Annotated in this window: 16 protein-coding genes and 1 tRNA gene; 8 read left to right on the forward strand and 9 right to left on the reverse strand. The window is 67.6% G+C overall.

Annotation, left to right across the window (positions count from 1 at the left end):
- Positions 1–37 precede the first annotated feature (37 nt).
- Positions 38–1,564: a ribonuclease G gene (rng, locus tag AC1DF3_RS00310; protein ID WP_478138507.1), complete on the forward strand. Its 1,527-nt coding sequence runs from the start codon at positions 38–40 to the stop codon at positions 1,562–1,564.
- 7 nt (positions 1,565–1,571) lie between these two features.
- Here the strand turns inward: rng and msbA are convergent, their stop codons facing one another.
- On the reverse strand, positions 1,572–3,356 hold the full coding sequence (msbA, locus tag AC1DF3_RS00315; RefSeq protein ID WP_478138508.1) for a lipid A export permease/ATP-binding protein MsbA: 1,785 nt from the start codon (positions 3,354–3,356) through the stop codon (positions 1,572–1,574).
- Positions 3,357–3,500: 144 nt separating this feature from the next.
- On the opposite strand from msbA, the gene tolB reads away from it, so the two are divergent.
- The 6 genes from tolB (at position 3,501) to AC1DF3_RS00345 (ending at position 7,795) form a co-directional block, all read left to right on the forward strand.
- Positions 3,501–4,817 carry a Tol-Pal system beta propeller repeat protein TolB gene (gene tolB / locus AC1DF3_RS00320; RefSeq protein WP_478138509.1) on the forward strand — a complete coding sequence of 439 codons (1,317 nt, stop codon included), beginning with the start codon at positions 3,501–3,503 and terminating at the stop codon, positions 4,815–4,817.
- 20 nt (positions 4,818–4,837) lie between these two features.
- On the forward strand, positions 4,838–5,350 hold the full coding sequence (gene pal, locus AC1DF3_RS00325; protein ID WP_286531791.1) for a peptidoglycan-associated lipoprotein Pal: 513 nt from the start codon (positions 4,838–4,840) through the stop codon (positions 5,348–5,350).
- 2 nt (positions 5,351–5,352) lie between these two features.
- Positions 5,353–6,105, forward strand: coding sequence for a tol-pal system protein YbgF (gene ybgF, locus AC1DF3_RS00330; protein ID WP_478138708.1), 753 nt, complete (start codon positions 5,353–5,355; stop codon positions 6,103–6,105).
- 4 nt (positions 6,106–6,109) lie between these two features.
- A complete protein-coding gene (locus AC1DF3_RS00335; protein WP_286531793.1) occupies positions 6,110–6,919 on the forward strand; it encodes a tRNA threonylcarbamoyladenosine dehydratase in 810 nt (269 codons plus the stop codon).
- 45 nt (positions 6,920–6,964) lie between these two features.
- Positions 6,965–7,040 (forward strand) — tRNA-Lys (locus tag AC1DF3_RS00340).
- Positions 7,041–7,153: 113 nt separating this feature from the next.
- Positions 7,154–7,795 carry a glutathione S-transferase family protein gene (locus AC1DF3_RS00345; RefSeq protein ID WP_286531794.1) on the forward strand — a complete coding sequence of 214 codons (642 nt, stop codon included), beginning with the start codon at positions 7,154–7,156 and terminating at the stop codon, positions 7,793–7,795.
- 10 nt (positions 7,796–7,805) lie between these two features.
- Here the strand turns inward: AC1DF3_RS00345 and AC1DF3_RS00350 are convergent, their stop codons facing one another.
- Entirely contained in the window at positions 7,806–8,651 is an 846-nt protein-coding gene (locus tag AC1DF3_RS00350) for a PA4780 family RIO1-like protein kinase (protein ID WP_286531795.1), read from the reverse strand.
- On the reverse strand, positions 8,648–8,992 hold the full coding sequence (locus tag AC1DF3_RS00355; RefSeq protein WP_286531796.1) for a hypothetical protein: 345 nt from the start codon (positions 8,990–8,992) through the stop codon (positions 8,648–8,650). Before AC1DF3_RS00355 ends, AC1DF3_RS00350 begins: the two co-directional genes overlap by 4 nt.
- A 195-nt stretch (positions 8,993–9,187) precedes the next feature.
- On the opposite strand from AC1DF3_RS00355, the gene AC1DF3_RS00360 reads away from it, so the two are divergent.
- Positions 9,188–9,583, forward strand: coding sequence for a hypothetical protein (locus tag AC1DF3_RS00360; protein WP_286531797.1), 396 nt, complete (start codon positions 9,188–9,190; stop codon positions 9,581–9,583).
- A 65-nt stretch (positions 9,584–9,648) separates the two neighbouring features.
- Here the strand turns inward: AC1DF3_RS00360 and AC1DF3_RS00365 are convergent, their stop codons facing one another.
- The 6 genes from AC1DF3_RS00365 to AC1DF3_RS00390 form a co-directional block, all read right to left on the reverse strand.
- A complete protein-coding gene (locus AC1DF3_RS00365; RefSeq protein WP_286529111.1) occupies positions 9,649–9,879 on the reverse strand; it encodes a hypothetical protein in 231 nt (76 codons plus the stop codon).
- 213 nt (positions 9,880–10,092) lie between these two features.
- A complete protein-coding gene (locus tag AC1DF3_RS00370) occupies positions 10,093–10,656 on the reverse strand; it encodes a hypothetical protein (RefSeq protein ID WP_286531798.1) in 564 nt (187 codons plus the stop codon).
- 9 nt (positions 10,657–10,665) lie between these two features.
- Entirely contained in the window at positions 10,666–12,696 is a 2,031-nt protein-coding gene (locus tag AC1DF3_RS00375) for an ABC-F family ATP-binding cassette domain-containing protein (RefSeq protein WP_286531799.1), read from the reverse strand.
- 132 nt (positions 12,697–12,828) lie between these two features.
- A complete protein-coding gene (gene prmB, locus AC1DF3_RS00380; RefSeq protein WP_478138510.1) occupies positions 12,829–13,710 on the reverse strand; it encodes a 50S ribosomal protein L3 N(5)-glutamine methyltransferase in 882 nt (293 codons plus the stop codon).
- The gene (gene dapE, locus AC1DF3_RS00385; RefSeq protein WP_478138511.1) at positions 13,707–14,876 is read right to left on the reverse strand and encodes a succinyl-diaminopimelate desuccinylase; all 1,170 of its coding nucleotides are present in this window, start codon (positions 14,874–14,876) and stop codon (positions 13,707–13,709) included. Before dapE ends, prmB begins: the two co-directional genes overlap by 4 nt.
- Positions 14,877–14,893: 17 nt before the next feature.
- Positions 14,894–16,042: a PilT/PilU family type 4a pilus ATPase gene (locus AC1DF3_RS00390; protein WP_286531802.1), complete on the reverse strand. Its 1,149-nt coding sequence runs from the start codon at positions 16,040–16,042 to the stop codon at positions 14,894–14,896.
- Positions 16,043–16,050: the final 8 nt, after the last annotated feature.

Here is a 16,050-nt window from a genome sequence, read left to right on the forward strand (position 1 = left end):
CGGCAGTTTTTGCTCTGTCCTCAACTGACTAGAAAACATGCAAGACATCCTGATCAACTGGTCCCCCCAGGAGACCCGCGTCGCGCTGGTCGAGCACGGCGCGGTGCAGGAGCTCCACGTGGAGCGCACGCTGGAGCGCGGGCTGGTCGGCAACATCTACCTGGGCAAGGTGTCGCGGGTGCTGCCGGGCATGCAGTCGGCCTTCATCGACATCGGCCTCGACCGCACCGCCTTTCTGCATGTGGCCGACATCGTCGCCCCGTTCACGCCCGGCTCGCGGCCGAGCACCCAGGTGGCCGACCGCGACCATCGCAACGGCGGCGCCATGGTGCCGATCGAGAAGCAGGTGTTCGAGGGCCAGTCGCTGCTCGTGCAGGTCATCAAGGACCCGATCGGCACCAAGGGCGCGCGGCTGTCGACCCAGATCAGCATCGCCGGGCGGCTGCTGGTCTTCCTGCCGCAGGACAACCACATCGGCGTCTCGCAGAAGATCCCGCCCGACCTGCGCGATGCGCTGCGCAACCGCATGCAGGCCCTGATCGAGGCCGCCGCGGCCGCCGACAGCGGCGGCGTGGTGCCGGCCAACACCGGCGGCTTCATCCTGCGCACCAACGGCGAGGATTCGAGCGATGCCGAACTGGCCGAGGACATCGCCTATCTGCGCAAGACCTGGACCCGGATCCGCGAACTGTCGGCGCGGATGCCGCCGATGTCGCTGCTGCACCAGGACCTGAGCCTGCTGCAGCGCGTGCTGCGCGACATGACCAGCGAGGACACCCAGACCATCCGCATCGACTCGCGCGAACAGTTCGATGTGCTCCTCAAGTTCGGTCTCGAATTCATGCCGCAGGCGGCCGGCAAGCTGCAGCTGTACAAGGGCGAGCGGCCGATCTTCGACCTCTATTCGATCGACGAGGAGATCGCCAAGGCGCTGGGCCRCCGGGTCGACCTCAAGTCCGGCGGCTACCTGGTGGTCGACCAGACCGAGGCCCTGACCACTGTCGACGTCAACACCGGCGGCTTCGTCGGTGCGCGCAATTTCGACGACACGATCTTCAAGACCAACCTGGAGGCGGCGCAGGCGATCGCCCGGCAATTGCGGCTGCGCAACCTGGGCGGCATCGTGATCGTCGACTTCATCGACATGGCGCGCGACGACCACCGGGAGCAGGTGCTGGCCGAATTCCGCAAGCAGCTGGCGCGCGACCGGGTCAAGACCACGGCCGGCGGCTTCTCGCAGCTGGGCCTGGTCGAGATGACGCGCAAGCGCACGCGCGAGTCGCTGGCCCACATGCTGTGCGAGCCCTGCCTGGCCTGCAACGGCCAGGGCATCGTGAAGACTGCGCGCAGCGTGGCCTATGACGTGCTGCGCGAGATCCTGCGCGAGGCCCGGCAGTTCACGCCGCGCGAGTTCCGCATCGTCTCGTCGCCGCAGGTGATCGAGCTTTTCCTCGACGAAGAGAGCCAGCACCTGGCCGGCCTGAGCGATTTCATCGGCAAGCCCATTTCGCTCCAGGCCGAGCCCGCGATGGGGCAGGGCCAGTACGACATCGTCTTGCTCTAGCGGCCGTTCAGAGAATGGCCGGCTGGCCCGCCGGCGCGGTGCGCACGGCATTGTTCTGCAGCCGCGCATACAGGCCGTCGAGCGCCATCAGCTGTTCGTGCGAGCCGTGCTCGGCGATGCGGCCATGCTCCATCACGACGATGCGGTCGGCATGCTGGATGGTCGAGAGGCGGTGGGCCACGATCAGCGTCGTGCGGCCCTGCATGAGCCGCTGCAGCGCCTCCTGCACCTGCCGCTCGGATTCGGTGTCGAGCGCCGAGGTGGCTTCGTCGAGCAGCAATATCGGCGCGTTCTTGTAGAGCGCGCGCGCGATCGCCAGGCGCTGCCGCTGGCCGCCCGACAACTGGGTCGCGTTGTGGCCCAGCACGGTGTCGATGCCCTGCGGCAGGCCTTCCACGTGGACCGCCAGGTTGGCGGCAGCGACGCATTCGAGCACGCGCTCGCGGTCGATCGCGGCACCGAGCGCGACGTTCGCCGCCAGGCTGTCGTTGAGCATCACCACGTCCTGGCTGACCATCGCGAACTGCGAGCGCAGGCTCGCGAGCTGCCATTCGCCGACCTCGTGGCCATCGAGCAGCACCTCGCCGGCGCTCGGCAGCACGAAGCGCGGCAGCAGGTTGACCAGCGTCGTCTTGCCCGAGCCGGAGGGCCCGACGAAGGCAATCACCTCGCCGGGCTCGATCGCCAGGCTGACGCCGTCGAGCGCGCGCGCCTCGTCGTCGCCTCGGTAGTTGACGCAGACGCGGCGCAGTTCGATGTGGCCGGCCGCGCGTTCGAGCACGAACCGGCCCTGCGTTTCCGACGGAACCTCGTCGATCAACGCGAGGCCGCGCTCGAGCGCCGCCAGTCCGCGTGTGATCGGATTGGCCATGTCGGCGAGGCGCCGGATCGGCGCGATCAGCATCAGCATCGCCGTCACGTACGAGATGAAGCCGCCGACGGTCAGCCCTTTCTCGCCGGCCTGCCAGAGCGCGATCATCACCACGATCGACAGCGCGAAGGCAGCGAAGAGCTGCGTCAGCGGGGTCATCGCGGCCTGGGCGATGGTCGATTTCACGGCCAGGCGGTTGAGGCTGTGGCTCAGGCGTTCGAAGCGCTCGCTCTGGCTGGCTTCGGCGCGGTGCAGGCGCACCATCTTGTGGGCGAGGACGTTCTCCTCGACCACATAGGCCAGTTCGTCGGTGGCATGCTGCCCCAGGCGTGTCAGGTGGTAGAGCCGCTTGGACAGCACCTTCATGATCCAGGCCACGCCGGGCACCATCACGCCGACGATCAGCGTCAGTTTCCAGTTCAGGTAGACCAGGTAGAACAGCAGCGCAATCGTCACGAAGCCGTCGCGCGACAGGCTCAGCAGCGCCTGCACCAGCAGCATGGCGCCGGTCTGCACCTCGTAGACCACCGTGTTCGACAGGGTGCTGGCCGACTGGCGCGAGAACAGCGCGAGTTCCGCTTCGAGCAGGCGCTTGAACAGCATGCGCCGCAGTCCCTGCATGCCTTCGTTGGCGATCCGCGCAAGGGCATATTGCGAGATGAACTGCGCCACGCCGCGCACCAGGAAGAGCAGGATGATCGCCACCGGCACGATCCACAGCGCCAGCTGTCCGCGCGTGAAGCCGCGATCGAAGAGCGGCTTCAGCATCGCGGCCAGCAGGGGTTCGGTGAGCGCGGCGACCGCGGCGGTCGCGATGCCCAGCGCCCACCAGCGGCGCGAACTGCCGAACCAGGTCATCAGGCGCGCGAGTCGTCGCGTCAGGGGGAGGCGCACCGTGTCGGTGGCGGGGGAGGGCTGCATGGCGGCGAATTCTACGGGCCGGAACCTGTAGGACCCGACCGCCTCATACACGTTTTGTGACGACAGGGCCATCGCAACATGTACCATGTGCACTGTTTTTGTCCGAGACAAGAAACTTAAACCTCGGAAACCTCTCCGAACTGCATGAAAAAGCCGTTGCAAGACTTTCCCCCAACCCCTTCTTCATCGTTCTTCGCACGCCGCGCCTTGGTCGCGGCCCTCGCTGCCACCCCCGTGATTCCCGCCCTGGCTCAGTTCCGGGTCGAGGTCTCGGGTGTGGGCGTGACGCAGTTGCCGATCGCGATCGCGCCCTTCCGGGGCGAGGAGTCCTCGCCGCAGAAGATCTCGGCGATCGTGCTGGCCGACCTCGAGCGCAGCGGACAGTTCCGCGGCGTCGACGCGTCCGGCCAGGCCCTCGATGAAAGCTCCCGCCCCGACCTCAGCTTCTGGCGCCAGCGCACCGCCGATTCGCTCGCGGTCGGCAGCGTCACTCGGCTGGCCGATGGCCGTTTCGACGTCCGCTTCCGCCTCTGGGACGTGGTGCGCGGGCAAGACCTCGGCGGCCAGAGCTACACCGTGCCCCAGGGCGACCTGCGGCTGGCCTCGCACCGCATCGCCGACTACATCTACGAGAAGCTGACCGGCGAGAAGGGCATCTTCTCGACCCGCATCGCCTATGTCACCAAGGGCGGGAGCCGCTACACGCTGTGGGTGGCCGACTCGGACGGCGAGAACGCCCAGGCGGCACTCGCCAGTCCCGAACCGATCATTTCGCCGCGCTGGTCGTCCAACGGCAGCCAACTCGCCTACGTGTCCTTCGAGTCGCGCAAGCCGGTGGTGTACGTCCACAACGTCGCCAGCGGCCAGCGGCGGCTGGTGGCGAACTTCCGCGGCTCCAACAGCGCGCCGGCCTGGGCCCCGGACGGCAGCACGCTGGCCGTCACCCTGAGCCGCGACGGCGGCTCGCAGCTCTACACCATCTCGTCCAGCGGCGGCGAGCCGCGCCGTCTCACGCAGAGCAACAGCATCGACACCGAGCCGGTGTTCTCGGCCGACGGCGGCACGATCTACTTCGTCAGCGATCGCGGCGGTGCGCCGCAGATCTACAAGATGGGCGCCGGCGGCGGCAACCCGACCCGGGTCACCTTCAGCGGAACCTACAACATTTCTCCGTCGATCAGCGGCGATGGCCGGTGGTTGGCCTACATCTCGCGCGTCGGCGGGGCGTTCAAACTCCATGTGATGGAGTTGGCGACCGGCAACGTGCAGGCGATCACGGACACCACGGCCGACGAGCGCCCGAGTTTTGCGCCGAACAGCAAATTGATCGTCTACGCCACCAAGCTGCAGGGCCGCGAGGCACTGATGACCACGACGCTCGACGGCAAGATCAAGGCGCGGTTGGCGGGGCAGGCCGGAGACATCCGGGAACCGGACTGGGGTCCGTTTCAAAAGCAATGATTAACTTGAGGAGTCCGAAAATGTTGAAACGTACGATTTATTCGCTGGCCATCGTGGCCCTGATCGCTGGCTGCTCGTCCGGCACCAAGCTGAACGACACCCCGGTGGTCGACCGCGGTGCGGCGGGCCAGGGCGGCGGCGCTGCCAGCGGCGTGGCGCCGGTCACCATCGACCCGAATGCGCAGAACGCGCAAGGCCCGGTCGGCGTGGCACGGATCATCTATTTCGACTTCGACAGCTACACCGTCAAGCCCGAGTTCCAGCAACTCATCGACGGCCATGCGCGCTTCCTCAAGGCCAATCCGAACCGTCGCGTGTCGATCGAAGGACACACCGACGAACGCGGCGGCCGCGAGTACAACCTCGCACTCGGCCAGAAGCGCTCCGAGGCCGTGCGCCGCGCACTGGTCCTGGTCGGTGTCAGCGATTCCCAGATCGAGGCCGTGAGCTTCGGCAAGGAAAAGCCGGCGGCGCAGGGCAGCGGCGAGGACGTCTGGGCGCAGAACCGCCGCGCCGAGATCACGTACCGCTGATGATGCGCGGCCTTACTTTGCGAGGCACAGTCCTCGCAGCCGCGTTGCTGTGCGCTTCGCTGGGGGCCCAGGCCGCGCTGTTCGAAGACGACGAGGCGCGGCGCGCCATCCTCGACCTGCGCCAGCGGGTCGAGACCATGCGCCAGCAGGCCGAGCAGCGTCAAAGCGAGGAAAGCGCGCAACTGCGCCGCAGCCTGCTCGATCTGCAGAACCAGATCGAGCAGATGCGCGGCGACATGGCGCGCTTGACGGGTCAGAACGAGCAGCTCACGAAGACCGTCACCGATCTTCAGCAGCAGCGCCAGACCGACACCGACAGCCGAGCCAAGAGCAACGAGCCGTCCAAGGTCGCGGTCGACGGCCGCGAGTTCAATGCCGATCCAAAGGAAAAGGCCGACTTCGACGCGGCCCTCGGCATCTTCCGTGCGGGCCAGTTCGCGCAGGCGCAGACGGCGTTCGCCGACTTCGTCAAGCGCTATCCGCAGAGCGGCTACAACGCCTCGGCGCTGTTCTGGCTCGGCAATGCGCAGTACGCGACGCGCAACTACAACGAGGCCATCGCCAATTTCAGGTCGATGCTCTCGCTGGCGCCCGACCATGCGAAGGCACCCGAGGCCGTGCTGTCGATCGCGAATTGCCAGATCGAGCTGAAGGACACCAAGGCCGCACGCCGCACGCTCGAGGACCTGACCAAGGCCTATCCGCAGTCGGAGGCAGCGCAAGCCGGCCGCGAACGGCTGTCGCGGCTGCGCTAGCCCCTTGACCGCCGCGAGCCCCGTCGTCGCCACGGACGACGCCGACCTGGCCCGCCGTTTCGGCGGGCTGGAGCGCTTGTACGGGGTGGCGGGCGCGGCCCGCATCCGCGAGGCGCACGTGCTGGTGGCGGGCATTGGTGGCGTCGGCTCATGGGCCGTCGAGGCGCTGGCGCGCAGCGGAGTCGGGCGGCTGTCGCTGGTCGACCTCGATCACATCGCCGAATCCAACATCAACCGCCAGATCCATGCGCTCGATTCGACCGTCGGCCAGGCCAAGGTGGAAGCCATGCGGGATCGCATCGCGCACATCAATCCGGCCTGCAGCGTGCTGGCGATCGACGAGTTCGTCGAGCCCGACAACTGGCAGGCCCTGCTGGCCACCGCCGAGGCCGCCAACGGGCCGGTGACCGCGGTTCTCGATGCCTGCGACCAGGTGAAGGCCAAGCTCGCGATGGCCGCCTGGGCACGCGGCGCGGACGCAGGCTTCGTCACCGTCGGCGCCGCCGGGGGCAAGCGCCTGGCGCACCGGGTCGAGATCGACGATCTAGCCCTGGTCACGCACGACCCCTTGCTGGCGCAGCTTCGCCAGCGACTGCGCAAGGCTCACGGCGCACCGCGCGAAGGCCGCAAGATCGGCGTCGCATGCGTCTTCAGTCGCGAGAGCGTCGCGCCGCCGGACGCCTCCTGCGCGATCGAGGGCGACGGTTCGCTCAACTGCCATGGCTATGGATCGGTGGTGGCGGTGACCGCCACATTCGGTCAATGTGCGGCAGGGTGGCTCCTCGATCGGATTGCCCGAAATGTCACGCTATAATTTCAGGCTTTGCCGGATTCGACGCCGGCCAAGAACACTGGTATCGGGACGTTAGCTCAGTTGGTAGAGCAGCGGACTTTTAATCCGTTGGTCACAAGTTCGAATCTTGTACGTCCTACCAATCGTTGCAAGAAGAGTCCGCTATCTAATCGATAGCGGGCTTTTTCTTTTTGGGGGCCAAGTAGCCTCCAAACGCATCTGCCATGATCGAGCACTCAGTTTCAAGGAAGCACCGTGCTGACCGTCCACCATCTCGGCAAATCGCAATCAGAGCGAATCGTGTGGCTTTGCGAGGAGCTCGGCCTGACGTACGAGCTGAGGCACCATGTGCGGGATCCGGTCACCGCGTTGGCCCCACCAGAACTCGTCGCGCTGCATCCGCTCGGCACCGCGCCCGTGATCAGCGACGGGGATGTCCTGCTTGCCGAGTCGGGCGCCATCGTCGAATACATCATCGCGAAATACGGCCATGGCCGGCTCGCGCTCGGCCCGGACCATCCGGACTACGTCGACTACATCTTCTGGTGGCACTACGCCAACGGGAACTTCCAGCCGAACATGGGGCGCAACATGCTCCTGCGGAGACTGCACCTGCCGCCTGACAATCCCATCGCTGCCCGCCTGAACGGCCGGCTCGAGGGGGCGTTCGCGCTGATCGAGAAGCGCCTCGGCGACGTGCCGTTCCTGGCCGGAGAGAACTTCACCGCGGCCGACATCATGACGTTCTTCTCGCTGACGACGATGCGGTACTTCATGCCCTTCGACCTCACGCCTTATCCGAACATCCTGGCCTACCTGCAGCGCATTGCAGGGCGAGACGCCTACCAGCGCGCCATGCGCAAGGGCGACCCGGGCATGCCACTCTTGCTGACCTGAAGACCGGCATTCAGCGCGCTGCCATGCGCACGAGTCGGGCCGCCTCTTCGGCGCGCGCGTCGTCGACCTCGCGCAGTACGCCGCCCAGATCCACCGGCCCGCTCGGGCGCACGAAGCTGCCTGTCAGCGCCGAGCCGGTGTGCAGCTCGCCACGTTCATAGAGGTTCCATATCTCCTCGCCATAGCGGGTGGAACGCAGCTCGGGCGCCACCTGACCGAAGAAGTCCGCGAGGTTCGCGACGTCGCGCAGGAGCATCCGCCGCGCGTGATTGTTGCCCGCGGCATCGACCGCCTGCGGCAAGTCGATGATCACAGGGCCATCGGCGGCCAGCAACACATTGAACTCCGAGAGGTCGCCATGCACCACGCCCGCACACAGCATGCGGACCACTTCCGCCAGCAGCGTCGCGTGGTGCAGCCGCGCGTCCTCGGGCGAGAACACCACGTCGTTCAGGCGCGGTGCGGCATCGCCCTGGGCGTCCGCGACCAATTCCATCAGCAGCACGCCGTCGCAGAAGTTGTAGGGCTCGGGCACGCGGACGCCGGCCGCGGCCAGCCTGTAGAGGGCGTCGACCTCGGCGCTTTGCCACGCGGCCTCGGTCGCCTGCCGTCCGAATTTCGTGCCCTTGGCCATCGCGCGCTGTAGGCGCGTGTTCTTGACCTTGCGATTCTCGGTGTAGTCGACGGCCTGGCGAAAGCTGCGCTGGGTCGCTTCCTTGTAGATCTTGGCGCAGCGCGTGTCGTCGCCGCAGCGCACCACGTAGACCGTCGCTTCCTTGCCGCTCATGAGCTGGCGAACCACGCTGTCGATCAGTCCTTCGTCGATGAGTGTCTGTAGTCGAGGGGGTGCTTTCATGGCGCATTCTGCCTGTCCGGCGCTTCGCCTCGCGCCAATGAGGCCGACGCCTGTTTCGGTGGCAAGGGCGCTGAGGGCTTGTCCAGGTCGAGTCCGGACACCCATGACGCGACGGCATAGATGCGAAGCAGGCAGGCCGAGTACGCCGCCCACGCGGCGCGGTGCCGGTATTCCAGCGCATCGAGGGCCGCGACCTCCTTCTCGCTCGGGGCCGGGCTCCCGGTGCACAGGTGGTCGCCGGCCTGTTCGATCAGGCGCTCCCGCTCGGCGGCTGCGCTGGCCCTGCACTCGAGCCACGCCGCCCAGAGGCGGGCGAGTTCAGCCCGGTCATTCGAGTCCACGGCGCGTCCTTTAGTGACATTGCAAAGTAATACATTTGGGTTACTTTGTCTGTAGGCAACGCATGACGCGCGAATGGAGGCGGTGTCAGGGTCGGTTGCGTGGGTTTACGCCAGCTTTGCAATCCCTCGGTGCACGCTGTTCGACGCACCGGCGTTGAATGTGCACGGGGCAATTGCCTCGAACAGGAGATTCACATGCAGGCAGGTCGTTCAGTGTTGGTCAAGTTGGCAGCGGTCGGCGTCCTCGCCGTCGCAGCCCTCGCAGGTGCCGCTTCAGCCAGCGCAGGCACCAACTGGTCAGTGGGCATCGCAGTCCCCGGCGTGGTCGTCGGCGCGGGCGAGCCGGCGCGCTACTACGAGCCGGCGCCTGTCTACGCGCCTCCGGCGCCGGTGTACTACCAGCCGGCGCCGGTGTATCGCGCGGCCCCGCCTGTGGCCTACGCGCCGGCGCCCGTCTACTATGAGCCGGGGTATCGCGGCGAGGGGCGGCGCTTCTATCGCTCCGAGTGGAACGATGGTCGCCGCTGGGACCATCGCGACTGGCGGCATGAGCGCCGTGAAGAGCGTCGGGGATGGGGCGATCGCGACTGATCGAGACCTGAAGCCGCACAACAAAAAGGCCGTTCGAGACGGCCTTTTGCTTGCTTGATCGGGGCCTAGGCGGCGTCGCTGCCGTCCAGCGCGGCGGAGTGGCGCGAGCCCGCGATCGACGACACCACGCCGACGGCGCTGGCACGCAGCAGTTCTTGCCGCAAGGCGGCCTCGAGCAACCTGCGCGCCGTGTCCGGCCGGTCGTGGTCGTACTCTTCGTCCAACTCGCAATGCAGGTAGTAGTCGACCCTGGCCATGAGCCTCTCGACCGACGCTGCGAGGTCTGTCTCGTTCATATTCCGCTCCTCCGAACCAGTCGCGCGGATACGACCTTGGTTTGATCTCGACTTCCCTTTTGTCACACGCTTGACGCATCCGGCAGCCAAGTGTGCAAGTCATCGCATTATCCGCCTGCTTGCGCAATAGCTCCCCATCCGATGTCGTCGCAGGCCAACAACTCGTTCAGATTGATAATTTTCGAATTCTTTGGTATTAGGGTGAAAACGCCCCTAGCGAAGCCGGAGTCGATTCCATGCGCTGCTCAATCTGGAAGGGCGCACGGGCGGCGCCGGTCGCTCGCCCTGCGGCGACGGCAACTGATGCCGCACGGCCTGCGCCACCCGGACGCAGTCCTTGATGTGCAGTTCGCCCAGCGAGCGGAGCGCGGCATAGCTGAGCGTGGCAGAGACCACTTGCCCGGCAAGGGGAACGAAACGGGCCGCCTGGCTGGCGGTCAGCTTGACGCCGGCATGGCGCGCCAGCGCGACCAGCAGGTCGCGGGTGACCAGGCGCCCGACCAGCAGGGCGCCGACGGTGGCCGCGGCCTTGCGGATGCGCTCGCGCTCGTGCGGCGCCAGGCGCTCGACCTGGGTCACCGAAAGCCCGAACTCGGTGCTGATCTGCGGCACCACGCGGGCCAGCAGGGCCGCGTCGGCAGCCCAGTCGAGGCCCGGAATGGGCATCGCGCCGACGGCGGCCGCCATCATCGCCTTGCGGCCCAGCAGGCGGCGACTGCGCCGGATGGCGGCAATCAGTTGGGGGTCACCTTGCGCGAGTTCGATGGCGGAAGACATTCCGCCCCATTATGAGGTGGCGAGGGCCTCGAGCTGGTCCGACAGCGCCAGCCAGCGCTCCTCGAGGCTCGCGATCTCGTCGCCGAGCGCCTTCAGGCGCTTGCCTGCCTCGGCGATTTCGGGCGCCGGCAGGGCCTGGGCGAGCCGTGCTTCCAGCGTCGCCTTCTCGCTGCTGGCGGCCGCCAGGCGCTGGTCGACCTGGGTCAGCTCGCGCTTCAGGGGCTTGGCCTGGTCGCTGCGCTGCTGGCGATCCTGCGCGTCCTGCTTGCGCTGGTTCTTGCCCCCGGGGGCGCTGTCGGCCGCCCTGGGCGCCGGTGCGCTCGCCACCGGGGCTTCGGCCGGAGCGGCGGCGGCTTCGACCGCCGCGGCATCGCGGGTCGCCACCTTGGCCTCCTCGCGCAGCCGCTTGGCCTCGTCGAGCAGGTAGCGCTGGTAGTCGTCGAGGTCGCCGTCGAAATCCGTGACCACGCCCCGGCCGACCAGCCAGAACTCGTCGCAGACCGAGCGCAGCAGCGCGCGGTCGTGGCTGACCAGCATCAGGGTGCCTTCGAACTCGTTGAGCGCCACGGCCAGCGCCTCGCGCGTCGCCAGGTCCAGGTGGTTGGTGGGCTCGTCGAGCAGCAGCAGGTTGGGGCGCTGCCAGACCATCATGGCCAGCACCAGCCGCGCCTTTTCGCCGCCGCTCATGGTGCCGACCGGCTGCTTGACCATGTCGCCGCTGAAGTTGAAGCTGCCGAGGAAGCCGCGCAGCGCCTGCTCGCCAGTGCCTTCCCGGGCGGCGCTGCCGAGTTCGCGCGCCATGCGCACCATATGCTCCAACGGGTTGTCCTGGGGGCGCAGCACGTCGAGTTCCTGCTGCGCGAAGTAGCCGATGTTGAGGCCCTTGCCCTCGGTGACGGTGCCGGCGAGCGCGCCCATTTCGCGCGCGATGGTCTTCACCAGCGTCGACTTGCCCTGGCCGTTGGCGCCCAGGATGCCGATCCGCTGGCCGGCCAGCACCGAGCGGTTGACGCCGCGCAGGATGGTCTTCGGCGGCTCGTCCTCGATCTCGTAGCCGAAGCTGGCGTCGCTGATCGACAGCATCGGATTCGGGATGTTGCCCGGCTCCTTGAATTCGAAGGTGAAGTCGGCCTCGGCCAGCAGCGGCGCGACCCGCTCCATGCGCTCGAGCGCCTTGACCCGGCTCTGTGCCTGCTTGGCCTTGCTGGCCTTGGCCTTGAAGCGGTCGATGAACTTCTGCAGGTGGGCGATCTTGTCCTGCTGCTTGCTGAAGGCGACTTGCTGCTGCTCCATCTGCAGCGCGCGCATGTCCTCGAACTTGCTGTAGTTGCCGCCGTAGCGCGTGAGCTGGGCGTTGGCGATGTGCAGGGTGACATCGGTCACGGCGTCGAGGAACTCGCGGTCGTGGCTGATCACGATCATGGTGCCGGCATAGCGCTGCAGCCAGGCTTCGAGCCAGACCAGCGCGTCGAGGTCCAGGTGGTTGGTGGGTTCGTCGAGCAGCAGCAGGTCGCTCGGGCACATCAGGGCGCGCGCCAGTTGCAGCCGCATGCGCCAGCCGCCCGAGAAGCTGTTGACGGGCTCGTCGAGCTCGTGCGACTTGAAGCCCAGGCCGAGGATCAGTGCCTGGGCGCGCGGCACGGCGTCGTGCTCGCCGGCGTCGGCCAGGTCGGTGTAGGCGTGGGCCAGCTCCATGCCGATGTCGGGGTCGTCCGGGTTGGCTTCGTAGGCGGCTTCGATGGCCGCCAGCGCCGCGCGCAGTTCGCCGAGCCGGGTGTCGCCGCCGACCACGAAGTCGGTTGCCGATTCGTCGGTCTCGGGCATGTTCTGCGCCACCTGGGCCATGCGCCAGTGCCTGGGCACGGAAAAGTCGCCGCCGTCCTCGTGCAGCGTGCCGTTGAGCAGGGCGAACAAGGTGGACTTGCCGGCGCCGTTGCGCCCCACCAGGCCGACCTTCTCGCCCGGGTTGAGGGTGACGGTGGCGCCGTCGAGCAGGACCTTGGCGCTGCGGCGAAGAATGACGTTTCTGAGAGTGATCATGGATAGGGGACCGTAGGGGCGATTATCCCGTGCGCGTCCAGGCGGCCTGGCGCGAGGGGGCATAGGGGACAACAGCCCGATGAAGGGGGGCGCAGCCGAGGCTGCGGGGAAGGCGGCGAAGGACGGGCGCCGCTAAGGCTGGCCGGCACCCGCCAGCAGGGCCTCGCGGGTCACCAGCAGGACCTGGTCCTCGCCGGCCGAGCTTTCGAGCCAGACGACTTCGAGCTGCGCAAACGCGGCTTCGAAGTTCGCCCGCTCGTTGCCGATCTCGAGCACCAGCACGGCCTGCTCGCTCATGCGCGACGGCGCGTCGGCGAACAGCCGGCGCACGAAGTCCATGCCGTCGCTGCCGCCGGCCAGCGCGAGTTCGGGCTCGGCCCGGTATTCGGCCGGCAGGGCGGCCATGCTCGCGCTGTTGACGTAGGGCGGGTTGCACAGCACCAGGTCGTACGGACCGGGCACTTCGGCCAGGCCATCGGAATGGATCAGGCGGACGCGGGCGTCGAGCTGGTGCCGGGTGACGTTGATCGCCGCCACCTCGAGCGCCTCGAGCGACAGGTCGGCGGCGTCCACGCTCACCTCCGGATAGGTCAGGGCGGCGAGGATCGCGAGGCTGCCGTTGCCGGTGCACAGGTCGAGCACGCGCCGGGTGTGGTCGCCGAGCCAGTAGTCGATGGAGCCGTCGGCGATCAGTTCGGCGATGAAGCTGCGCGGCACGATGGCGCGTTCGTCGACGTAGAAGGGAACGCCCTGCAGCCAGGCCTCCCGGGTCAGATAGGCCGCCGGCTTGCGGGTCGCGATGCGCTGCGCGAACAGCTCGCCGATGCGCGCCGCGTCGGCGGGCGACACCGGCCGCTCGGCCACCGCGTCGAGTTCGTCGAGCGGCAGGCCAAGGCGCCACAGCACCAGCCAGACCGCTTCGTCGAAGGCGTTGTCGGTGCCGTGGCCGAACGCCACGCCGGCTTCGGCCAACTGCCTGGCGCCGGCCTGGATCAAGGCGATGACCGTGCTCATACGGTCAGCGCTTCGAGCCGTTCGAGCGTGCGGCGGTAGATGTTCTTGAGCGGCTCGATGTCGGCCACCGCGATGTGCTCGTCGATCTTGTGGATGCTGGCGTTGACCGGGCCGAGTTCGACCACCTGCCGGCAGATCTTGGCGATGAAGCGCGCATCGCTGGTGCCGCCGCTGGTCGACAGCTCGGTCTGGAGGCCGGTCTCGTCGCGGATCGCCTGCTGCACGGCTTCGACCAGCGCGCCGGGCACGGTGAGGAAGGGCAGGCCGCCGATCGTCCAGGCCAGTGTGTAGTCGAGGCCGTGGGCGTCGAGCACCGAGGCCACGCGCTGCTGCAGCGACTCGGGGGTCGACTCGGTCGAGAAGCGGAAGTTGAAATCGATCACGGCCGCGCCCGGGATCACGTTGCTGGCGCCGGTGCCCGCATGGATGTTGCTGATCTGCCAGCTGGTCGGCTGGAAATGATCGTTGCCGGCATCCCAGCCGCCCGCCGCGTTGAGCGCGACCAGTTCGGCCAGCGCCGGCGCGAAGGCGTGCACCGGGTTCTTCGCCAGGTGCGGGTAGGCAATGTGGCCCTGGACGCCGTTGACCGTCAGCCGGCCGCTCATGGTCCCGCGGCGGCCGTTCTTGATCATGTCGCCGCAGCGCTCGACCGAGGTCGGCTCGCCGACGATGCAGTAGTCGATCGACTCGCCGCGCGCCGCCAGCTGGTTGCAGACCACCACCGTGCCGTCGATGCCGGGGCCTTCCTCGTCGCTGGTGAGGAGCAGCGCCAGGGTGAGACGCGGGTCGGGCGTGGCGGCCAGGAACTCCTCGATGGCGACCACGAAGGCGGCCAGCGAGGTCTTCATGTCGCAGGCGCCGCGGCCGTAGAGGCGGCCGTCACGGTGGGTCGGGGTGAACGGGTGGCTGCTCCACTGCTCGATCGGACCGGTCGGCACGACGTCGGTATGGCCAGCGAAGGCCATGGTCTTCGGCTGGTCTGCGCCGCCTGGCCGCACCGCCCACAGGTTCGTGACGCGGAAGTCGGCAGGGCCGCTTTCGATGGTCTCGAGCCGGAATCCGAGCCGCGCCAGGCGCTCGCCGAGGATCTGCTGGCAGCCGCCGTCGTCGGGGGTGACCGAGGGGCGGGAGATCAGTTGTTCGGCGAGCTGGAGCGTTCGGGACATCGACAGGGGCAGGTGGCTCAGGGACGCACGTCGAGCGTGATGTCCGTGAAGGTGGGTTCCTCGACCTGGTCGAGGAGGGAGCGTTCTTCGTTGCGCGCGGGCGGCGCCTTGCGGTTCTGCAGGCGCCACATCAGGTTGGTCGGCGAATCGGCCTGGGACAGGCCTTCCTCGCGCGTCACCAGGTCTTCGGTGATGAGCCGCGCGATGTCTTCCTCGAAGGTCTGGGAGCCTTCGGCCATCGATTGTTCCATGGCTTCCTTGACCGCCGAGAAGTCGCCCTTGCCGATCAGTTCGGCCACCAGCGCGGTGTTCAGCAGCACTTCGAGCGCCGGCACGCGGGCACCGCTGGGCGTGCGCAGCAGGCGCTGGGCCACGATGGCGCGCAGCGCGCCGCCGAGGTCGCCCAGCAGCGTGGCGCGCACTTCGACCGGGTAGAAGCTCAGGATGCGGTTCAGCGCCCGGTAGCTGTTGTTGGCGTGCAGCGTGGCCACGCACAGGTGGCCCGACTGTGCGTAGGCGATCGCGGCGGTCATGGTCTCGCGGTCGCGGATCTCGCCGATCTGGATCACGTCGGGCGCCTGGCGCAGCGCGTTCTTGAGCGCGATCTGCAGCGACTGGGTGTCGCTGCCGACGTCGCGCTGGTTCACCATCGACTTCTTGTTGGTGAAGGTGAATTCGATCGGCTCCTCGACCGTGAGGATGTGGCCGGTGGCGTTCTCGTTGCGGTAGTCGAGCATCGAGGCCAGGGTGGTGCTCTTGCCGGCGCCGGTCGAGCCGACCATGAGGATCAGGCCGCGCTTTTCCATGACCAGGGTCTTGAGGATCTCGGGCAGGTTGAGATCCTCGAAGCTCGGGATGGTCGAGGCGATGTGCCGCACGACCACCGCGTAGCTGCCGCGCTGGCGCATGGCGCTGATGCGGAAGTTGCCGGAGCCTTCGAGCGCGATCGCCATGTTGAGCTCGCCGGTGCGCTCCAGTTCGGCGATGCGGTTCTCGTGCACCACCTCGGACAGCAGGCTGAGCGGTGCCTCGGGCGGCAGCACCTGGGCGTTGATCGGCATGCAGTTGCCGTTGATCCGGATCAGGGCCGGGGAGTTGGCCGAAAGATAGATGTCCGATGCCTTGCGCTCGGCCATCAGACGAAGAATTCGCTCCATCGTGTTCATCGGCTCTC

This window comes from Variovorax sp. 10N432 (assembly GCF_056394465.1).

What these genes read in the sequence shown, in the direction of transcription:
- msbA (WP_478138508.1), bottom strand. Translation starts at nt 3,356, where the DNA reads ATGCAGCCCTCCCCCGCCACCGACACGGTGCGCCTCCCCCTGACGCGA.
- tolB (WP_478138509.1), top strand. Translation starts at nt 3,501, where the DNA reads ATGAAAAAGCCGTTGCAAGACTTTCCCCCAACCCCTTCTTCATCGTTC.
- pal (WP_286531791.1), top strand. Translation starts at nt 4,838, where the DNA reads ATGTTGAAACGTACGATTTATTCGCTGGCCATCGTGGCCCTGATCGCT.
- ybgF (WP_478138708.1), top strand. Translation starts at nt 5,353, where the DNA reads ATGCGCGGCCTTACTTTGCGAGGCACAGTCCTCGCAGCCGCGTTGCTG.
- AC1DF3_RS00350 (WP_286531795.1), bottom strand. Translation starts at nt 8,651, where the DNA reads ATGAAAGCACCCCCTCGACTACAGACACTCATCGACGAAGGACTGATC.
- AC1DF3_RS00360 (WP_286531797.1), top strand. Translation starts at nt 9,188, where the DNA reads ATGCAGGCAGGTCGTTCAGTGTTGGTCAAGTTGGCAGCGGTCGGCGTC.
- AC1DF3_RS00365 (WP_286529111.1), bottom strand. Translation starts at nt 9,879, where the DNA reads ATGAACGAGACAGACCTCGCAGCGTCGGTCGAGAGGCTCATGGCCAGG.
- AC1DF3_RS00370 (WP_286531798.1), bottom strand. Translation starts at nt 10,656, where the DNA reads ATGTCTTCCGCCATCGAACTCGCGCAAGGTGACCCCCAACTGATTGCC.
- AC1DF3_RS00375 (WP_286531799.1), bottom strand. Translation starts at nt 12,696, where the DNA reads ATGATCACTCTCAGAAACGTCATTCTTCGCCGCAGCGCCAAGGTCCTG.
- prmB (WP_478138510.1), bottom strand. Translation starts at nt 13,710, where the DNA reads ATGAGCACGGTCATCGCCTTGATCCAGGCCGGCGCCAGGCAGTTGGCC.
- dapE (WP_478138511.1), bottom strand. Translation starts at nt 14,876, where the DNA reads ATGTCCCGAACGCTCCAGCTCGCCGAACAACTGATCTCCCGCCCCTCG.
- AC1DF3_RS00390 (WP_286531802.1), bottom strand. Translation starts at nt 16,042, where the DNA reads ATGAACACGATGGAGCGAATTCTTCGTCTGATGGCCGAGCGCAAGGCA.